This window comes from Paraglaciecola sp. (assembly GCF_030730205.1).
Taxonomy (GTDB): Bacteria; Pseudomonadota; Gammaproteobacteria; order Enterobacterales; family Alteromonadaceae; genus Paraglaciecola.
In genome coordinates, this window is record NZ_JANQVQ010000145.1 from 1 (window position 1) to 14951 (window position 14951).

16 protein-coding genes are annotated in these 14951 nt (G+C 43.9%); 4 read left to right on the forward strand and 12 right to left on the reverse strand.

The features are described 5' to 3' along the window. A partial coding sequence (locus NWQ57_RS10255; RefSeq protein WP_306022059.1) for a carboxylesterase occupies positions 1–840 on the forward strand: 840 nt, incomplete at its 5' end. A 1-nt stretch (position 841) separates the two neighbouring features. Further along, the gene (locus tag NWQ57_RS10260) at positions 842–1378 is read left to right on the forward strand and encodes a DUF1697 domain-containing protein (RefSeq protein WP_306022060.1); all 537 of its coding nucleotides are present in this window, start codon (positions 842–844) and stop codon (positions 1376–1378) included. Between the two features lie 26 nt (positions 1379–1404). Here NWQ57_RS10260 and NWQ57_RS10265 read toward each other — a convergent pair whose 3' ends face one another. Together NWQ57_RS10265 and NWQ57_RS10270 are read right to left on the reverse strand one after the other, a co-directional pair. Continuing rightward, entirely contained in the window at positions 1405–2334 is a 930-nt protein-coding gene (locus NWQ57_RS10265; protein WP_306022061.1) for a sensor domain-containing diguanylate cyclase, read from the reverse strand. Next, positions 2300–3121 carry an alpha/beta fold hydrolase gene (locus tag NWQ57_RS10270; protein ID WP_306022062.1) on the reverse strand — a complete coding sequence of 274 codons (822 nt, stop codon included), beginning with the start codon at positions 3119–3121 and terminating at the stop codon, positions 2300–2302. Before NWQ57_RS10270 ends, NWQ57_RS10265 begins: the two co-directional genes overlap by 35 nt. 141 nt (positions 3122–3262) lie before the next feature. On the opposite strand from NWQ57_RS10270, the gene trxC reads away from it, so the two are divergent. Then, entirely contained in the window at positions 3263–3682 is a 420-nt protein-coding gene (gene trxC, locus NWQ57_RS10275) for a thioredoxin TrxC (RefSeq protein ID WP_306022063.1), read from the forward strand. Positions 3683–3698: 16 nt separating this feature from the next. Here trxC and NWQ57_RS10280 read toward each other — a convergent pair whose 3' ends face one another. The 6 genes from NWQ57_RS10280 to NWQ57_RS10305 form a co-directional block, all read right to left on the reverse strand. Further along, entirely contained in the window at positions 3699–4373 is a 675-nt protein-coding gene (locus NWQ57_RS10280; protein ID WP_306022064.1) for a YceH family protein, read from the reverse strand. An 89-nt stretch (positions 4374–4462) separates the two neighbouring features. Next, entirely contained in the window at positions 4463–5647 is a 1185-nt protein-coding gene (locus tag NWQ57_RS10285; protein WP_306022065.1) for a HupE/UreJ family protein, read from the reverse strand. A 67-nt stretch (positions 5648–5714) separates the two neighbouring features. Next, positions 5715–6830: a tetratricopeptide repeat protein gene (locus tag NWQ57_RS10290; RefSeq protein WP_306022066.1), complete on the reverse strand. Its 1116-nt coding sequence runs from the start codon at positions 6828–6830 to the stop codon at positions 5715–5717. Positions 6831–6922: 92 nt separating this feature from the next. Further along, complete coding sequence (locus NWQ57_RS10295) at positions 6923–7423, reverse strand: Ig-like domain-containing protein (protein WP_306022067.1); 501 nt, start codon at positions 7421–7423, stop codon at positions 6923–6925. Between the two features lie 10 nt (positions 7424–7433). Continuing rightward, positions 7434–9026 (reverse strand): DUF4331 domain-containing protein, encoded by a 1593-nt coding sequence (locus NWQ57_RS10300; RefSeq protein ID WP_306022068.1) that lies wholly within the window; start codon positions 9024–9026, stop codon positions 7434–7436. Between the two features lie 117 nt (positions 9027–9143). Continuing rightward, positions 9144–10013 carry a LysR family transcriptional regulator gene (locus NWQ57_RS10305; RefSeq protein WP_306022069.1) on the reverse strand — a complete coding sequence of 290 codons (870 nt, stop codon included), beginning with the start codon at positions 10011–10013 and terminating at the stop codon, positions 9144–9146. A gap of 92 nt (positions 10014–10105) precedes the next feature. Between NWQ57_RS10305 and NWQ57_RS10310 the strand changes: the two genes are divergently transcribed. Beyond that, a complete protein-coding gene (locus tag NWQ57_RS10310; protein WP_306022070.1) occupies positions 10106–10606 on the forward strand; it encodes a lactoylglutathione lyase family protein in 501 nt (166 codons plus the stop codon). Positions 10607–10660: 54 nt separating this feature from the next. Here NWQ57_RS10310 and NWQ57_RS10315 read toward each other — a convergent pair whose 3' ends face one another. The 4 genes from NWQ57_RS10315 to NWQ57_RS10330 all read right to left on the reverse strand — a co-directional run bounded on the left by NWQ57_RS10315 (position 10661) and on the right by NWQ57_RS10330 (position 14837). Further along, a complete protein-coding gene (locus NWQ57_RS10315; RefSeq protein ID WP_306022071.1) occupies positions 10661–11362 on the reverse strand; it encodes an anti-sigma factor domain-containing protein in 702 nt (233 codons plus the stop codon). Continuing rightward, the gene (locus NWQ57_RS10320; RefSeq protein WP_306022072.1) at positions 11359–11889 is read right to left on the reverse strand and encodes a sigma-70 family RNA polymerase sigma factor; all 531 of its coding nucleotides are present in this window, start codon (positions 11887–11889) and stop codon (positions 11359–11361) included. Before NWQ57_RS10320 ends, NWQ57_RS10315 begins: the two co-directional genes overlap by 4 nt. A gap of 217 nt (positions 11890–12106) precedes the next feature. After that, the gene (locus NWQ57_RS10325) at positions 12107–13426 is read right to left on the reverse strand and encodes an AarF/ABC1/UbiB kinase family protein (RefSeq protein WP_306022073.1); all 1320 of its coding nucleotides are present in this window, start codon (positions 13424–13426) and stop codon (positions 12107–12109) included. A 91-nt stretch (positions 13427–13517) separates the two neighbouring features. Then, positions 13518–14837, reverse strand: coding sequence for a M28 family metallopeptidase (locus NWQ57_RS10330; RefSeq protein WP_306022074.1), 1320 nt, complete (start codon positions 14835–14837; stop codon positions 13518–13520). Between the last annotated feature and the right edge of the window lie 114 nt (positions 14838–14951).

The window sequence follows — 14951 nt, forward strand, 5'->3', positions numbered from 1 at the left end:
GATGGCAATGCGCCGTATATATTGCATCATGGCAAGCCCACTGGAAAAGTCATTGTTTTATTTCACGGTTTGAGCGATTCACCGTTTTTTTTACGCTCTGTGGCAGAAGCATTCTACGGTGAGGGGTATAACGTAGTCGTTGCCTTACTCCCTGGTCATGGTTTACTTGATGCAGATAAAATCATGGAAGATCCAGAATTAGCCAATCGCTGGCGTAAACATGTCGCCGACGTGATTGCCCTTGCTGATGGCTTAGCTGAAAACACCTTTATTGGTGGTTTTTCTACAGGTGGAGCCCTCGCGACTGAATATACTCTGCTACATCCAGAAAAATTGCAGGGATTAATGCTATTTAGTGGCGCGTTGCGATTAGAATCAAAGGCCGAAATCTTGGCTGATGTGTGGGGCATGAGGTGGATTGCTAAAAAATTAGACGGTGATTACCTAAGCCAAGGGCGCAATCCTGTTAAATATCCCTCGGTCTCTACCTTCGCTGCGTTTCAGTTAGTGGATGTCATCATGTCAGTGCGTGAGCTAATAGAAGCCAAACATCCTCTCAACCTGCCGCTTTTTGTTGCTCACTCGCAAGCTGACGCCACCACTTTAATTCGAGGGGTCACTGATCTGATGGCGTACAATCAAGGTGATAATCAATTTTTCGACATTCCGCAAACTGAAAATGTGTGTCATGCCGACCTTGTTATCAGTGAACAGCAACTCATTGATATGCATTACGATATGAATGGCGTTGAACCAAGCGATGCTTGCTCTGTTCCTAAGGCCAATCCGTTACACCCGCAAATGCTGCAAGCAGCTTTACGTTACTTACGGGCACATTAAGATGCAAACGTGGGTGGCTTTGTTACGTGGTATTAATGTTGGCGGCAACAATCTAGTGGCGATGAAAACCTTATGTCACATTATGACGGAGGCAGGCTACCAAGACGTAAAAACCTACATTCAAAGTGGCAATGTGATTTTTAAACATATTGCTACGGAGGGAGACAAGCTTGCCGCTGATTTGTCAGCTCTCATTCAACAGCACTGCGGTTTTTATGCAAAGGTGATGGTGTTTTTGGCAAAAGACTTTAGCCAAATCGTCGCCAGTAACCCTTATTCCAGCCTAATGACAGAAGCCAAACAAGTGCATTTTTTCTTTGTCGATGAAGCATTGACAAGCGCTGACTTAAGCAAGTTGGCGGGGCTTAAATCACCCACTGAGGCCTATGAACTGACTTCGTACGGACTGTATTTGTTTGCTCCCCAAGGTATTGGGCGCTCAAAATTGGTGGCAAAAATAGACAAATGTTTAGGGGTAAGTACCACAGCGAGGAACTTAAACACCTTGCATAAGCTCGCTGCTATGTTGGCAAACTAGCAGGGCTTTACTATTAGCACTGATATCTAATTGATGTTTTTCGTGTAAATTACTGACTGGTTTCGACCAGCGTTTTTTGCTTGGTATAAGGCGGTGTCTGCGGCGACGAAAAGTTCGTGAAAGGTTTTGTTTTGGGTATCATCCAAGGTCGCGATCCCAATGCTTACCGTAATAACCTGCTCAGCCATCACTTTAGTACTGATTATTTCGTGAATTCGCTGAGAAAAAATAAAGGCTTGCTCAGTGCTGGTGTCTGGAGCCAAAATAGCAAATTCCTCACCGCCAAAACGGGCGACGGTGTCTAATTCGCGCGATAGAGATGTTAAGGTTTTTGATAACTCAACTAAGACTAAGTCGCCTTTATCGTGACCTAATTTATCGTTTACTTTTTTAAAGTGATCGACATCAATAATGAGCAAGGCCAAGGGGGATACAAAGCGTTTGCTGCGAGCAATATTGTGGTTTGCTCGGGTTTGTAACTCTCGTCGATTAAACAGCCCTGTAAGCTCATCAGTAATCGCTAATTTTTTCAGCGTTTCTGTTTGTGCGTAGAGATCTTTTCTGGTTTCAATAAGCTCTTGATATAGTGTAATGCGATTCGAGGCAGAAAAAAAACTCCAGTAAACGAATCCACTTTGTTGCTGAATAACTCGGGTATTAACCAGAACCGGTACTCTCTCACCGCTTGCGGTCAGCACACTCAATTGAATTTCTTGAAAGCGTTTCTCAACCACCAATAGCGGTACAACATAACTTTCGTAAAAAATCATTGAAGACTTGGTGAGTAAGGTTTCGAGTTTTTTACCGATTAAGCTACCGTCCTGCCAATCAAGCTCATCAGAAAAATAATCATTAGCAAAAACAATGTGTTTATTTTTATCTGTGATCAACAGACCCGCAGGGAAACGGTTATAGTCAAAGTCAGTCAAGGTGATTGTTTCGCAGATAATGCTCAATGTGCTGTGCCACAATAGCGGGGTGGGTCATGTGCAAGCAGTGGCCATGCGCCTCAACAACGACTTTCTGGCAATCGGCGATGTTTTCTTGCATGTACTCACCTACGGCTAAACTTGCTAGGGTATCTTGCTGACTTTGTAGTAATAAAACTGGCAGGCTTATTTTAGGTAATAGAGACCGATAATCAGAGAAAAAGGTGGCATTGGCAAAGTTTTTGGCAATAACGGGATCAGTAGAACAAAAGCTATCGGCGAGTTCTTGGGTCAACACCTCAGAATTATTTGTACCCATCACCAGGGGCGCTAAATAATTCGCCCAGCCAAGGTAGTTTTGGTCCATTAAATTCATTAACTCTTGTAAATCCTCTTTTTCAAATCCGCCAAAATAATCAGGTGGATCATTTAAAAAACAAGGAGAGGGACAAATCATCACGATATTAGTAAAAAGCTCGGGCCTTTGTACCGCAGCGATAGAGGAGATAATACTGCTGACTGAATGGCCAACTAGGGTAATATTTTGCAGCGCTAAGGTTTCACAAATATCGATAATATCTTGGGCAAAACCTTCTAACAGGCTGTATTTTGACGCGTTGTAAGCTGATTTTAATGAATTGCCAGAACCAACGTAGTCAAACAACACGATCTTATATTCTTGAGTGAGAAAGGGCACTAAGTAACGCCACATGTTTTGGTCGCAACCAAATCCATGGGCCAACACTAGGGTTTGCTCCCCCTGCCCGATAATCTGAACGTGGTTTCGTTCTATTATTTCACTTTCAAATAACATAAAGATCCCTATTTAAGTAGTTAAGCCGGTAATGTGGTTAAACTAATTGTACCGTATTGTTTTATAATACGTGGTAATGGTTTTTCATCGGCACATAGTATGTGCTATTGATTTTAAATATTGAAGAGAAAATGTATAGCTATGCACCTAGTTTGTTGTCATTGTTTTGCTATAAATCGCATCCCACAAGATAAAACCTACACAGACGCTAAATGCGGAAAGTGCCGCTCTTTGGTCTACGCTGCTCAGCCAGTAGAGCTAAATGATGTTCACTTTTACAAATACATAGAGCGCAATGACTTGCCCGTGGTCGTCGATTTTTGGGCGAGTTGGTGTGGTCCGTGTAAAGTGATGGCACCTGTGTTTAGTCAAGTGGCTGCCCAATCTCCTGGTCTCTTGTTTGCGAAAGTGAATACCGAAGTTGCACAGCAGGTCTCAGCGACAGCGGGTATTCGTAGCATTCCTACGTTGATTATGTTTAAACAGGGTAAAGAGGTGAATCGTATTTCTGGCGCGTTAAGCGAGGCGCAGCTAAAACAGTGGATAATGCAATCACTGTAGTACCTGCGCAAATTTACTAGTTGCTTAATAATTCGATCAGTTCTCGTAGTTCACGCAACTCATTTTTCATTTCACTTACTTCATTTTCAAGTTCAGCTACTCTGGTTGATAATTCCGCATCTCGGCTTGGAGGAAAGGGTTTGTCATTAGGTGAATCTGAAATTTGTAGTTGCACGCCCTCATCCCCGCAAAACAGGTGCGCATAACGTGACTCCCGTTTGCCCGGCTCCCTCTCCAGTTTAGCCACTAGCTGCTCCCCATTGAGCTCTTGCAAGCTAACCAAACAATGCTCAACCGCATCCACATTGGTGAAATCAGCTAAACGCTGCGTGCGAGTGCGCAATTCTCCGGGCGTTTGAGGCCCCCTAAGCAGTAACACGCAGATAAGCGCGCGTTGCTGTTCAGTAAATTGCAAAGAACTAAACTCGGTATTACAAAAACGGTGTTTGTATTTAGCCACGCGGCTACCACTGGTGGTGATAGTAAAGATACATTTTTTATCATTGAGTTCATCTAAACCTTGTTGAACATCTTGTTCAGATAGGTTCATCACCGGCTCACGATTGCTTTTTTGATTACAACCCAACGTTAACGCATTTAACGACAAGGGATATTGGTCTGGCGTGGTGCTTTCTTTTTCAAGTAATACACCAATAATTCGGGCTTGAAGCGGCGTTAACTGAATTAACATACAATTTCCTTAAACTACTAGACGGTTTTACTATCATAACTGGTTTTAAGTAAGGGGGGCTAGAATACTACAGCCTAAAACTAGTCAATTTAAAACCGTGTTATACACCACTGTAAGGCGATTAAAGCAATAATCGCTGAACTGGCTTGCAGTCCATATTTTTGATACCAATGACGTTTGCCGACATATAGTAAAATCGGTAGTAGCGCAGCCAAAATCAGTAATTGGCCTAGTTCAACCCCCAAATTGAAGGCGATAACCGACAGCAGTTTTTGGTCTTTATCTATCCCTAACTCACCTAATACGCCGGCAAAGCCCATACCGTGTAACAGGCCAAAAGCAAAGGTGATCCAGCCAAGACGTAAAACCACAGGCCAAATATTATTGAGAGCGGTTAACATGACCGACAAGGCAATACCAAATTCAACCCAGCGGCTACTCGGCACAATAATGTCCATGGCAGTGGCCGTAAGCGTTAGCGAATGGGCAACGGTAAACGCCGTAATAATCCATGCGGTATCTTTTAAAACTTGCTTTACTTGCGGCTTGGCTTGCCACTGACGGTTAACACGTTGTAATACACAAGTGAGTAATAGGGCGCATAAAAACAGGATGTGATCGGTGCCCTTAAAAATATGTAAGACGCCTTGATAGATGTAAGTCGAAATGATACTCACAAGCGGATTACTTTCTGGCTCAATTAAATAGCGCTGATTTTGCGCATCGATGACACCGGAGTATTTGCGTTGAAAGAGGTCCGCGTTGATTAACAACTTGTGATCAGCGTCTTGGGTAAAAATAGCCGAGTATTGCACCGTCAGTGCTGCAACTTGGCTATCTTCAACGCTCAAGCCACAATTGCTGCTAAAGTATAATACCAGATAACCTTCATCAAAATGCATGTCGGTCTGAATGTCATTTTCTAACAGTAAATCACAATTATTGCCCGCGCTTAAAATAGCTAAATGTTGTTTTACAAAGCCTTTGATTTCAGTTGAACGAGCATCTACTTCAGCCCACGACAACTCACCATCCGTATTTGCATCTAAGCCAATGACTAACTCTAAGTCAAACCATCTTAATTGCAGCTCACCATACAAACGGGGCGTTGTAGCACTCACTTCAGCCGAAGTTTCAAAAGGCGATACGTGCAAGGGACTTTGCGACAGTTGCAAATACGCGGTACTCATTTGATGAGCGTTCGCGACGGGCCAATACAGCATCAAACACAAGCAAATTAGGCCAGCATAGCAACGTTCGAACAAGTACTTCATGGTGGATATTCCAAAACAGGTTAGGATTAAATGTCAGTGCTGATGCGATAGCAGTGATTATTCAGAGCTAGTCAGCGTTATTTTGCATTAATAGTGCTCTGTGCAAAAGATGTTTGTCGTCAAACAGTTTTGCTTGTTGCCAATTTACTTCGGCCCAATACAGTGCCTGCTCGGGGTCTGGCGCAATATCTAGATAAAAACGCGCAATGTCAGCGCTATGAAAAGTATCTTGTCTCGCTAATCTCAGCGCCATGCGCTCGGCTAACAAATTTTGCCAGTCAAGTTGGCCAGTTGGTTTTTCGGCTAAACTGAGCCGGGTTAATAAGGCGTCATCCTTAAATCCCGCGTGTTCAACAATGCTGGCAAGTTGCTGTAATACCCTTTGTTCATGACCCAAGCTAAGTTGAATATCGGCCCACAGCACAATAAAACTAAGAGGCTTTTGCGCTAAATCTTGCTGGTGGTTTAAGCCTTTCGCTAACCAGCTTTGCGCTTCACTTGCCTTATTTAATTTAAGGGCCATTTCAGCAACGAGCTGAAGCAACCAGTCTTGTGCTTGTTGATTACTGTGTAAGGTTTTTGGCTTTAACAACTGCGTTAGCCGTGCATAGCTGGTGGCCAACTGATCTTGATTGGCCCCCACCTCTAAAACACAGGCTGAGGTTAAGAGTAGGTCAGCTTTACCTACCAATTGCGCGCAGGTTTGTTTACTTTGAGCAAATTGTCCTTGAGTGAGCAAAACATTCGCTTTGAGTAAAATAGCGGCGCTGTTATTTGGATTTAATGTGATGCTGTGTTCGAGGTGCTCAATCGCTTGGCTAAATTGGTGTTGATGTTGTAATACTCGCGCCCATAAATACAGTAGGTAGCTGTGTGTAAACGGGTTTTTTATCACATCATTTTGGAATGGTTGTGAGGTAAGCAAAGGCGATAACAAGGCTCTGGCGCGTCCGTAATGTTTATTGGCTTGTCCAGCATATTGGCCTTGCTCGATATGCCATGCCGCTTTTTCTAAACGCTGCTGCAATGGAAGCGTGGTTTCTTTATTGGCAGAGTCAGCATCCCAGCGAGCAACAATCGCGTTTCTATCTGTTGGTTTAACAGGACTCGCTAACGCACCTAAGGTAATAAATAAAAGGAGCAAAATGAGTAACACCATTAAGCTGCGTTCTTGGCCGCGCATATCGCTATCTCCCAATGTAGTAAAATTAACAGTAAAAAAGCCATCCATGGCAGCAGTAGTAAGTACGTATCATCCTGATTAATCGGTGAAACTTAGTTGTTGATTAAATCATCGTAAGCCGCCGCGTCAGTCACATCTTGCGTAAAGCTTCTACCGTTTATCGGCAGAGGTGAGTCCGACGATGCTTGTGCGAAAGCTGCACGACTATAGTCAGAAAAGCTCAGCTGCAAGGTTTCAATTGTGATATTCACCGTCGCTTGGTCAGCAGCGTTAATGCCATCTGATACGCTAAATGCAAAACTGTCTGAGCCAACAAAATTAGCAGCAGGTGTGTAAGTAAATGCGCCATTGTTCATCACTGTTACAGTGCCTGACATCGGCTCTGTTGCAAGACTAAAGTACAAGGCGTCATTCTCGGGATCGCTGGCTGCTAAGTTGTCCATGATGGGCGTATCTGTTTGGGTTAACAAATCAGCGCCGACTGCAACGGGTGGCTTATTTTGCTTGGGTGAATCATCATCTGAAAAATTACACCCAGCCAATCCCATCGAGCAGAGCAAGGCTAACGCGATTTTGCTGTTATTTGCTTTCATCATTTACTCCTTATTCTGAGCCAGATTTAGGGGTGGCTAAGTAAGGAAATGTGTTCATCATCATCGATGAATCCACCGGTGCGCCATCGGTAAAGGACACATTGCCTACACTTGCATCATCAGGTGTACATAATCCTAAGTCAGTTTCAACACCACCAACGGGGATGGGATAACATAAGCGACCCATAACAACTCGTAGGGCAATATCGACCACATCATCGCCAGGTCTGCGTCCATTTGGGAAACCAGCTAAATCGTCACCTGCTACGCCAAAGGGAGATTGCATAGCACCTGGGGTTGCAGCAATTTCAGTATTCAAACGCAGCATCTCAGACGGGGTAACTGTTGAGAGCTGATTGACTCCTTCAAAACCTGTTAAAAACGCAGTCACCAAATCCGTGCGTGGAAAATTCGTGGGAGCAAGGGTTTCGATACTGGCGCCCAATGTTGTATTCACCGCGTCTTTAAACAGAATATTTAATAACTCTGGTAGGGTAGGGTGAGTCACAAAATCTGCAAACTGAGTGTCATCCTTAGGTTGCGAGCTAGAAAATTTATCTTTATCGGCTAAACCGATAACCAGTTCATTCACCAGCGGGTTACCGAGGCGGGATACTTGAGTTAAGGCGCCACCATTAACTTCTGTTGAAGCGAAGCTTGCGTCAGGGTTGAGAATACGTGCCTGAGGTAAGCTCGCCGTCGTCCAAGCTCCAATGGTGCCGTTGCCCATGCCGGTTGCACACACTTTTGGAATTTCGATGGCAATCGAGGTAACGTTTTTATCAATAAGATCATCGTTAGTGGCTGATTGTGTAATACCGCCCGGGAATCCGCCGCCATCACCTGCACCCGGTGCACTGTCACCTTCAACTGGCACATAATTGACTAAATCAAAGGTGTTCCCTAGGTTAACAACGAAGGGGTCTTTACGTTGCCCTACAAACACTTTACCCATTGCGTCACAGCCGGGTAGGGCGAACGAATAGACAAAACTGTCTGCATAAGCTTGGTATCCGGCCGCATCAGTAAAGGTTTTGTTTCCAATAAAATCTAATGGTTTTTGAAAGCTATCCATTGCGCTCGTGGCATTTTGTAAAACCGTTGCCGTACCGCTAGATTGCGGGCCGTTAACCAAGGTTAAGGAATAAGACTCGCTAAAATTAGCTGCGCTTTGGTCAGCGGCGCTAACACCACCAATGTTTTTCAAGGGCACACCGACCGTACGTTGATTTCCCTCAGGGCCAACCGTCAGTGCAATGCCGCCATTATTGTTTGCCAACATCGACTGGAAGCGCAATTGAAAAGTCATATCTTCAACGGCATCTCCGTCGTTATCAATGTGGATGCTGTAAACTGCAGCCGGATCCATTGCAAAATAGTTAGGACCGCCGTAGGCGTCCTGCAAAGGGATGTAGTTTGCGATCATGGTTAGGTAATCCCCGCGACCTTCCTCATAACTGTTGAATGCATAAAAATCAGTTGAATCAAGGGTGGGAAAACGAGTGATATTTGGCGCTTCTCTGTGGCTAGATGCGTGAGCAAACTGGCCAATAATAGCGCTTGCTAAAAGACTCAGTACGAGTGTTGATGAAGACTTGTTCATGACATATTCCTCTATTGTTTTGTTTTGTCATCAAGCCAAACGATCCACCTCACCAAGTAGATGCAAATAAATGCATTTATTTTTCATTTATTTTTTGCTGCACGAAAAAGCCCTCAGTTATAGACATCTCAGTGCTGCATTCTTTACGGTTTTGACTCGCTCAGGCATAACTTTACGCCGAGGGCTGCACAAATAAATTGTTTCGCTTGCAGGTTTAGGTAAACGAAAAGACTTGATTAAATGCGCTTGATGAAAAGCATCAACCGCATAAGCGGGCAATACCGTAAAACCTAGCCCCAAACTGACAGGCTCTAGAATTAAACTAATTTGATTAGAAAAGCCTGACTGTTTTACTTCGTCAATATGGTTAAATTCAGCAAAATTATTTTTCAATAATTGATTGGCATGGTGGGCGCCATCAGGATGATTAATAAAACCTAATGTTGCTAAAACAGCCCAACTGACTTGTTCTATTTCCGCAGGGGTCACCAACAGCAGCGGTTCGCTCGTCAAGGCTTGCGAAACCACTTCAGCAGAGGTGGGTAAAGCCGTCATAAAGCCCAAGTCTATCGTATTGGTGCTAAGTGAATGCTCTATTTCACGGTTAGGAGCAAAGCGATAATCAATCACCAGTTTAGGATGCTGTTGTTGCAGCGCTAATAAGTGCTTATACAACTTTAAACCAATACTACCCGGTGATTTTATTCTAACAAGACCTTCAAATGCAGGATCTGCGGCCACCAATTGCTCAATCTTTGCCATTGAAAAAAGTAATGCCTTAGCCTCTCCATGCAAACGTTCGCCGGCATCGCTAAGATAAAATTGTTTTCCTTCGCGAATTAATAAGGGGGTATTAAAAAATTCCTCTAATTTGTGGATATGCTGACTTACTCCCGATTGCGTCATATGAAGCCGCTCAGCAGTTCGCGTGAAATGCCCTTCTGCAACCAACGTAGAAAAGGTGCGTAACCAAATGGGATTAATCATTAGTAAATATACTCAAAATAATAAAAATTGATAATTTCACATAATGATATCTGCTAGGTAAGCTAAAGGCTATCCATCTTTAAAGGACACTTATGAATACTACTTATCCCCGCAGTTTTTCTCATATTGGTATTTCCGTACCAGATTTAGAACAAGCCGTGAAATTTTACACCGACGTACTGGGTTGGTATCAAATCATGCCACCCAGCGATGTTATCGAAGATCAAAGTGCGATAGGTGAGATGTGCACCGATGTATTTGGCGCTGGATGGGGTAAATTTCGCATTGCGCATTTATCTACCGGTGATCGAATTGGTGTTGAATTATTTCAATTCCCCCATCAGCAGGCGCCTGACAATAATTTTGAATACTGGAAAACCGGTATCTTTCATTTTTGTGTGCAAGATCCGAACGTTGAAGACCTAGCAGAAAAAATAGTGGCTGCAGGCGGCAAAAAACGTATGGCTGCACCGCGTTACTATTATCCAGGAGAAAAGCCCTACCGTATGATTTATATGGAAGACCCTTTTGGCAATATATTAGAAATTTATAGCCACAGTTACGAGTTGATCTACAGTGCGGGTGCTTACTAAAAACCATTTTTGCGCCCTAGTTTGAACTTGGGCGCAAAAGTAAACTGCTCGTACTTACAGTAAAGCAAGCTCGGCGACATACAGCACTTCAGTTGGAGAGCCGTTTGGCGAGCCACCTAAGGGCTCTAAACTGACTGCCAATGCCGCAATATCTAACTGATCAAACTGCGGGTGTTTTGACAAAGACACTAAGCCAGATTGTGGTAAAAGACCCAGAGAAATAGGTGGTCTACCGTCTTCGGCAATCATCCATAATTGGTAATCATTTTGTTGGCGCTGACTGACATTTTTAGTTGCATAGGCCTCAATGGTTTTGGTGGTTATTTCAATTAACCACAAAGATTCTTTAGCCTCATTTTGCATCACCGTAAATTGTTGCGCAGGCTCAGGTTCAATAGGTTGTAGTTGCACTAACAATACCGCTAGCACAACAGCTGCAGCGCTCGCTAGCAATGACAAGGCTTTCCAGCGTGATACTACTTTACTGGGGAAGGCCACTACATTTGACTCAGGCACTTGAGCATTGGCAAAGGCGAGCCGTTGTTTAATCTTTTCCCATACGGCGGGATCCGGAGCAACTGGTTGAATTTGCCCGCCCAATGCGTTGATGTGCTGTTCCCATTGTTCAACCGATGAACGGATAGCTGGGTATTGCAAGATCAAGCGTTGAAAACGTAAGCGAGCTGCACCTCTTAAGGTGCCCAATACATACTCTGCTGCTAATGCATCTCGCCTTGGTTGGATTAAATAATTCATATTCCTAAACACCTCTTTAATAACTGTAAACCCCGCCTGATCATACTTTTGGTAGAGCCCAATGGTGCATCGATGTGGGTAGTCACTTCTTGATGACTTAAACCACAATAAAAAGCTAAATGAATCGCTTGTTTTTGCGTTTCTTCCAACTCGTCTAAACAAAAATTCAGTTGTTTTTTGTCATGTTCAGATAAATCAAGCAAGTCATCGTCATTCAACATAATCGATTCATCAATATCTTGCTCATTACGCACTTTATAAAAACGCAATAAATCTAAGGCCCGATACCGAGCAATACTCACCATCCACGTTAATACGGTGCCTAAACCCGTGCGGTATTCACCGGCGTTATGCCAAATTTTTACATAGGCATCTTGCACAGCGTCCTCTGCCCACTCTTTACGCCTAAGCATTTTTAAGCAAATTGCGTACAGCTGTGGACTAGTGGCTTCATACAACTGAGCGAAAGCCTGCTGATCACCAGCTGCTATTTTGCCTAGCAAACGAAGATGCTCTTCATGTTCCATGGTTATTACCTAGTTATATTGCAATATAGTGGGTACCTTACCTTGATAAACGATCGAAAAGCCAAACTGGATGCAAAAAAAATCACTTTGTCTTTTGCGACCGAACAAAAGTGCAGGTGCGAGAGTGTAAACATAGAAGTTTAATGAGACCTTGCAAGCTTCTCCTTACAAATTAATGACTTCCATGATAGTGGATAGCAAGCAGTACGTTCACCCATCATTGGTAGGGCTTAAACAGCGCTGCCATATCAACTTTGGCTTTGAGTTTTATGGCCAGCAAAAATAAGCCACCTAATTTTCTATGCAAAAATATCGCATCCGAGGGCGGCGTGTGGATATAATCTTTGTCTAATCCTATTTGCATGCCTTGTTTTTGCAAACGCGCAGATAAACCGCTGTTAGCAAAATCGTAAGGCTGCTGAGCATATAAAGGTTCACAGGCAATATAAGCAATGTCAGTTATGATTTGCTTGATATGGTCGGGCACATGAGAGCCCATTAACCCAATCTCAATAGCGGCCTGTTGAATAGTGGGCTTATCCTTTGCAATAGCTGCCTGCATCAGGCGGCGGTAAGCTTGGGCAAAGCCAGCTGAAAACTCTCGAGTTGCGCCAAAATCCAATAATACAATCTTTTGTTCATCATGGTTGAACAGGTAATTGGCAAAATTAGGGTCGGTTTGCACTAAGTTAAATTCAAATAGTTCTTTAAACAACAAACGCATTAAATCAGTAATGACTTTGTCTTTTAGGACTTGCGGGGCGGTCTGTAAGTCTTCTATTGGTTTACCTTCGATATACGTCATGGCTAATACCACATCTGAACTGAGCGCCGGTGCTAAGCGGGGCATTAAAAACGCATCATCATCGGCTACAATTTGGGCATACTGCGCAAGGCGTTGGCCTTCAAGCACATAGTTGGCTTCGTCATGGAGTTGCTTTTTGGCCTCGATTAATAGGGGCGTAAGATTCAATTTTTTGGGTAGCAAGCCGGTCATGTTGATTAACGTCGCCACGTTGTCTACGTCACTGTCGATGCTTTGTTTTATCCCAGGATACTGAATTTTAATGGCTAATAGATTCAGATCATCGTCAATCACTTTATGCACCTGACCAATGGATGCTGCGGCAATCGGCTTTAGCGGAAACTGTATAAATCGTTTGCGCCAATCGACTCCCCATTGTTGGGTGAGTAACTTTACCAATTCTTTTTCTGGCATGGCATGGGCATCAGAACGCAATTTGACAAGTAAGGTACTCAGTTCTGGGGGCAGTAAATCTCCAGCATCCATGGACAATAATTGACCCACTTTCATTGCTGCACCTCGCATTTGCGCGAGTTGGTCAGCGACTCTAGTTACATTACCCGGAGTAAGTAACAAGTCTTTGAATTTTGGACGATTACCTCGAGCAAATTCGCTGACACCATCGGCCAGCATATTCCCTGCTACTCTTGTAGCCAACGAGCCCAATTTTGTAAAACGACTCAGCCGACTACTTGGTAGTGCTAAGGCGGGTTTATTATCTTTAGTGCTCACGTTGACCTCAAAGCTCTTTATGGTTGATAGAAATGCCAAGGGTGTTTGAGCTGCAATAAAATGCCCCCTGACTTTTTCTATTTGTTAAGGTTTATTCGCCAAATGAGCCAGCGGTACCCGGAAATACCACAGGGCTTTCAAAGCCATCTTTACTGACACTGGCCACACCGAAGAAATAGTTATCGATGACCACATTCTCCAGAGTGTATTCGGTGACATCGCCCACATATTTGCTGTATTGCCACTGCGGCGCGTCGGTGTAGCGCCAATAGATTTTGTATCCGGCTAACTGCGGATTTTGTTGTTTGTTTGAGGCTTGCCAACCCAAGGTAGTGCTTGCTTGTACTGCGCCCGATATTTGTACTTTAGCAGGTGGTGAAGGCGCCCACGCCATGCTGGCCAAAGATGCAGCGTTGAGCGAGGTTAACTTTGCGACATAAGGAAAATTAACCCCGGCAAGCGTATCGCCATATTCAATACCATGCTCGCTGCGTAAATCTTGATGTTGGCGATTGTAGTTTTCGTTAGTTTCCATAATGCGTACCGCTGGATAACCCAAGTCATTGAATGGACGGTGATGACCGCCACGACCAAAGCGGTCTAGTCGATAAATTACCATCGTATCTAAATTAGGAATATATCTGTCGGCAATCCAATCAATGTAACGTGCTAAGTTGCGGCTCGGAGAATCGACTTCGCCACCAGTAAAACGGCGAGTTGTGGCTTCTTTTTCGGTTTCAGTTACGCGTGTGCCTTCAGCAAATACCCGAGCGCTACTATTGTTGATCACGCCATTGATGCCAGCGATGTTGCCAATCATATCGTTGTTCAATACGGCTTTCAGTCGCCATCCATCCTTTTGGGCATTTTCAGCGAGAATTTTACCACCGAATAAACCTTGCTCTTCTCCTGCTAACGCAGCATAAACGATACTGCCATTAAACTTATATTGGCTTAGCACTCTTGCCGCTTCTAAGGTACCTGCTACGCCAGTGGCGTTGTCATTCGCACCGGGTGAGTTGGAGGTAAAATCCATCACGTCAGAAACCCGTGAATCAATATCACCTGACATCAACACATAACGATTCGGATCGCTAACACCGCGCTGAATGGCAATTACACTGACAACTTCGGTAGCATTAGGTATGCGTTTTTCACCTTCTATCACTTGGCTTTGATAATACACTTCCAAGCAGTCACCGCATTGTTTAGAAATTGCGTCAAACTCGCTTTTTATCCAACGTCTGGCCGCGCCAATTCCACGGGTCTCAGACTGGGTGTCGGATAGGGTGTGACGAGTACCAAAGCCCACTAATTTGGTAATATCTTGCTCGATATTTTGTGCCGATATGGACTGCACTATTTGATGCAATTTTGTTTGGTCTTGGTAGGTGGTTTGTGCACTCGCCATAATATGGGTGCTAGGGGCAAGCCAAAACGTTAAGAACAAGGAATTTAAATATATTAGATTTTTCACAGTAGGGTAGTATCCATTTATTGTTGTTTTTCGTATCGATGTGGGTAG

Coding starts and splice junctions, on each gene's coding strand:
- NWQ57_RS10285 (WP_306022065.1), bottom strand. CDS start 5,647: ATGAAGTACTTGTTCGAACGTTGCTATGCTGGCCTAATTTGCTTGTGT.
- NWQ57_RS10280 (WP_306022064.1), bottom strand. CDS start 4,373: ATGTTAATTCAGTTAACGCCGCTTCAAGCCCGAATTATTGGTGTATTA.
- NWQ57_RS10330 (WP_306022074.1), bottom strand. CDS start 14,837: ATGGCGAGTGCACAAACCACCTACCAAGACCAAACAAAATTGCATCAA.
- NWQ57_RS10270 (WP_306022062.1), bottom strand. CDS start 3,121: ATGTTATTTGAAAGTGAAATAATAGAACGAAACCACGTTCAGATTATC.
- NWQ57_RS10295 (WP_306022067.1), bottom strand. CDS start 7,423: ATGAAAGCAAATAACAGCAAAATCGCGTTAGCCTTGCTCTGCTCGATG.
- NWQ57_RS10300 (WP_306022068.1), bottom strand. CDS start 9,026: ATGAACAAGTCTTCATCAACACTCGTACTGAGTCTTTTAGCAAGCGCT.
- NWQ57_RS10320 (WP_306022072.1), bottom strand. CDS start 11,889: ATGGAACATGAAGAGCATCTTCGTTTGCTAGGCAAAATAGCAGCTGGT.
- NWQ57_RS10260 (WP_306022060.1), top strand. CDS start 842: ATGCAAACGTGGGTGGCTTTGTTACGTGGTATTAATGTTGGCGGCAAC.
- NWQ57_RS10305 (WP_306022069.1), bottom strand. CDS start 10,013: ATGATTAATCCCATTTGGTTACGCACCTTTTCTACGTTGGTTGCAGAA.
- NWQ57_RS10310 (WP_306022070.1), top strand. CDS start 10,106: ATGAATACTACTTATCCCCGCAGTTTTTCTCATATTGGTATTTCCGTA.
- NWQ57_RS10315 (WP_306022071.1), bottom strand. CDS start 11,362: ATGAATTATTTAATCCAACCAAGGCGAGATGCATTAGCAGCAGAGTAT.
- trxC (WP_306022063.1), top strand. CDS start 3,263: ATGCACCTAGTTTGTTGTCATTGTTTTGCTATAAATCGCATCCCACAA.
- NWQ57_RS10290 (WP_306022066.1), bottom strand. CDS start 6,830: ATGCGCGGCCAAGAACGCAGCTTAATGGTGTTACTCATTTTGCTCCTT.